The following is a 3,463-nucleotide window of genomic DNA, read 5'->3' as shown; positions in this document are numbered from 1 at the left end:
GGAATTTTATTTCTTTGATTAGGTAAGTTCATTGACATATTGACAGACAGCGTTTTTCTGTTTATTTCATCTTTTTAATTAGGGATGGGATAGGCGGAAGAATTAAATTATTTTGGAATAAGAATACAAACAAGGGTTAGGATAGGGTTTTCATAGTTTATCTAGGCGTAAATACGTATTTTACGATACAACGATGAAGAGTTTGATCCTGGCTCAGGATGAACGCTAGCGGCAGGCCTAACACATGCAAGTCGAACGGTAACATAAAGTGCTTGCACTTTGATGACGAGTGGCGCACGGGTGCGTAACGCGTATAGAACCTACCCTGTACAGGGGGATAGCCCAGAGAAATTTGGATTAATACCCCGTAGTAACTTGATATGGCATCATATTAAGTTTAAAGTTTTCGGACGGTACAGGATGGCTATGCGTCCTATTAGTTAGATGGTGAGGTAACGGCTCACCATGGCAGCGATAGGTAGGGGCCCTGAGAGGGGGATCCCCCACACTGGTACTGAGACACGGACCAGACTCCTACGGGAGGCAGCAGTGAGGAATATTGGACAATGGGCTAAAGCCTGATCCAGCCATGCCGCGTGCAGGAAGACGGCCCTATGGGTTGTAAACTGCTTTTATACGGGAAGAATAAGGGACACGTGTGTCCTGGTGACGGTACCGTACGAATAAGGACCGGCTAACTCCGTGCCAGCAGCCGCGGTAATACGGAGGGTCCGAGCGTTATCCGGAATTATTGGGTTTAAAGGGTCCGCAGGCGGGCAATTAAGTCAGGGGTGAAATGGTGCGGCTCAACCGTAGCACTGCCCTTGATACTGGTTGTCTTGAGTCATAGTGAAGTGGCCGGAATATGTAGTGTAGCGGTGAAATGCATAGATATTACATAGAACACCGATTGCGAAGGCAGGTCACTAACTATCGACTGACGCTGATGGACGAAAGCGTGGGGAGCGAACGGGATTAGATACCCCGGTAGTCCACGCCGTAAACGATGGATACTAGCTGTCCGGCACCTTGAGTGCTGGGCGGCCAAGCGAAAGTGATAAGTATCCCACCTGGGGAGTACGTTCGCAAGAATGAAACTCAAAGGAATTGACGGGGGCCCGCACAAGCGGTGGAGCATGTGGTTTAATTCGATGATACGCGAGGAACCTTACCAGGGCTTAAATGCATAATGACAGGTCTAGAGATAGACTTTTCTTCGGACATTTTGCAAGGTGCTGCATGGTTGTCGTCAGCTCGTGCCGTGAGGTGTCAGGTTAAGTCCTATAACGAGCGCAACCCCTGCCGTCAGTTGCCAGCAAGTAAAGTTGGGGACTCTGACGGGACTGCCGGTGCAAACCGCGAGGAAGGTGGGGACGACGTCAAATCATCACGGCCCTTACGTCCTGGGCTACACACGTGCTACAATGGCCGGTACAGCGAGCAGCCACTCCGCAAGGAGGAGCGAATCTATAAAACCGGTCACAGTTCGGATCGGGGTCTGCAACTCGACCCCGTGAAGCTGGAATCGCTAGTAATCGGATATCAGCCATGATCCGGTGAATACGTTCCCGGGCCTTGTACACACCGCCCGTCAAGCCATGGAAGCCGGGAGTGCCTGAAGTCCGTCACCGCAAGGAGCGGCCTAGGGCAAAATCGGTAACTAGGGCTAAGTCGTAACAAGGTAGCCGTACCGGAAGGTGCGGCTGGAACACCTCCTTTCTAGAGAAAGTCGTCTAGTATGGGGACTGTTTTTCTAACCTTTGTTTTTTTTATTTCAAAATAACTGTTTGTCATTATTATAGTATATAGGTAGGTTGTTGGTCTATGGGCCCATCCTATTGGTAAGGGCTTTTTATTAAAAAGCTTTTAAAAAATGCAGTCTCATAGCTCAGCTGGTTAGAGCGCTACACTGATAATGTAGAGGTCGGCAGTTCGAGTCTGCCTGAGACTACGCGTAGTAGGCGAGGGAAGATGGGGAGATTATAAGTTCATTGGTTAGAAATATTGAATACGGAAATTTTAGAGGCTGAAGTTTAAGAGACCTCTTTTGGAATTTGGAATTTGGAATTTCCATTTCGAAGGATTGGGGAATTAGCTCAGCTGGCTAGAGCGCCTGCCTTGCACGCAGGAGGTCACCGGTTCGACTCCGGTATTCTCCACGACAGCCATTTTTTTTAATGATGGCGGAATTCACGGGAATTGGTTTTGATTGCAGGAAGTATTAAGCAATGCTTTTGTTTTTTGGGATCGGGAACTTGTGAAGGAACGTTCATTGACATATTGAGACAGAGTGTGTATATTTTACTTTAGGGTAAGTTATATATACTCGGGAAAACACGAATTTAATAGAGAGGGTACAAGAGTACCAAAGAATACGAGGCGAGGCGACAAGCTAAGCAAGGGCGTATGGGGAATGCCTAGGCTCCCAGAGGCGACGAAGGACGTGATAAGCTGCGAAAAGCTGCGGGGATTGGCACATACGATATGATCCGCAGATATCCGAATGGGGCAACCCACCATGTTGAAGACATGGTATCCCGCAAGGGAGGCAAACCCGGTGAACTGAAACATCTAAGTAGCCGGAGGAGGAGAAAACAAGAGTGATTCTGTGAGTAGCGGCGAGCGAAAGTGGAAGAGTCCAAACCGATGTTGTTTCGGCAATGTCGGGGTTGTAGGACCGCGATATTCGATGCATACTGAACCGGAAGCAACTGGAAAGTTGCGCCATAGAGGGTGATAGCCCCGTATGGGTAAGGTGATGTTATTGATAGCGGTATCCTGAGTAGCGCGGGGCACGTGAAACCCTGTGTGAATCCGGCGGGACCATCCGCCAAGACTAAATACTCCTGGGAGACCGATAGTGAACCAGTACCGTGAGGGAAAGGTGAAAAGAACCCCGAACAGGGGAGTGAAATAGAACCTGAAACCATACGCTTACAAGCGGTCGGAGCCACGCCTTGGCGTGGTGACGGCGTGCCTTTTGCATAATGAGCCTACGAGTTGCCGTTGCTAGCGAGGTTAAGCCCTTCAGGGGCGGAGCCGCAGCGAAAGCGAGTCTGAATAGGGCGCTTTAGTTAGTAGTGGCAGACGCGAAACCGTGTGATCTACCCATGGGCAGGTTGAAGCTGTGGTAACACATAGTGGAGGACCGAACCCGTTGACGTTGAAAAGTCTTGGGATGACCTGTGGGTAGGGGTGAAAGGCCAATCAAACTCGGAAATAGCTCGTACTCCCCGAAATGCATTTAGGTGCAGCGTTGATTATAGTTTTATAGAGGTAGAGCTACTGATTGGATGCGGGGGCTTCACCGCCTACCAATTCCTGACAAACTCCGAATGCTATAAAATGTTTATCAGCAGTGAGGGCATGGGTGCTAAGGTCCATGTCCGAAAGGGAAACAACCCGGACCATCAGCTAAGGTCCCCAAGTGTGTGCTAAGTTGACAAAACGCGGTGGAACTGCC

General features: G+C 49.4%; 2 tRNA genes and 2 rRNA genes. All 4 read left to right on the top strand.

The annotated features are described in order from the left end of the window. The first annotated feature begins 190 nt into the window (after nt 1-190). Nucleotides 191-1,719: ribosomal RNA gene (locus G504_RS0118040) — 16S ribosomal RNA — on the top strand. Nucleotides 1,720-1,877: 158 nt separating this feature from the next. Then, nucleotides 1,878-1,951: transfer RNA gene (locus tag G504_RS0118035), tRNA-Ile, on the top strand. A gap of 134 nt (nt 1,952-2,085) precedes the next feature. Next, a tRNA-Ala gene (locus tag G504_RS0118030) sits at nt 2,086-2,159 on the top strand. A 226-nt stretch (nt 2,160-2,385) separates the two neighbouring features. Beyond that, nucleotides 2,386-3,463, top strand: a 23S ribosomal RNA gene (locus tag G504_RS0118025); the annotation flags it as partial.

The sequence above is a fragment of the Eudoraea adriatica DSM 19308 genome, assembly GCF_000382125.1.
GTDB lineage: Bacteria > Bacteroidota > Bacteroidia > Flavobacteriales > Flavobacteriaceae > Eudoraea > Eudoraea adriatica.
This window is presented reverse-complemented; position numbering and strand designations above follow the sequence as displayed.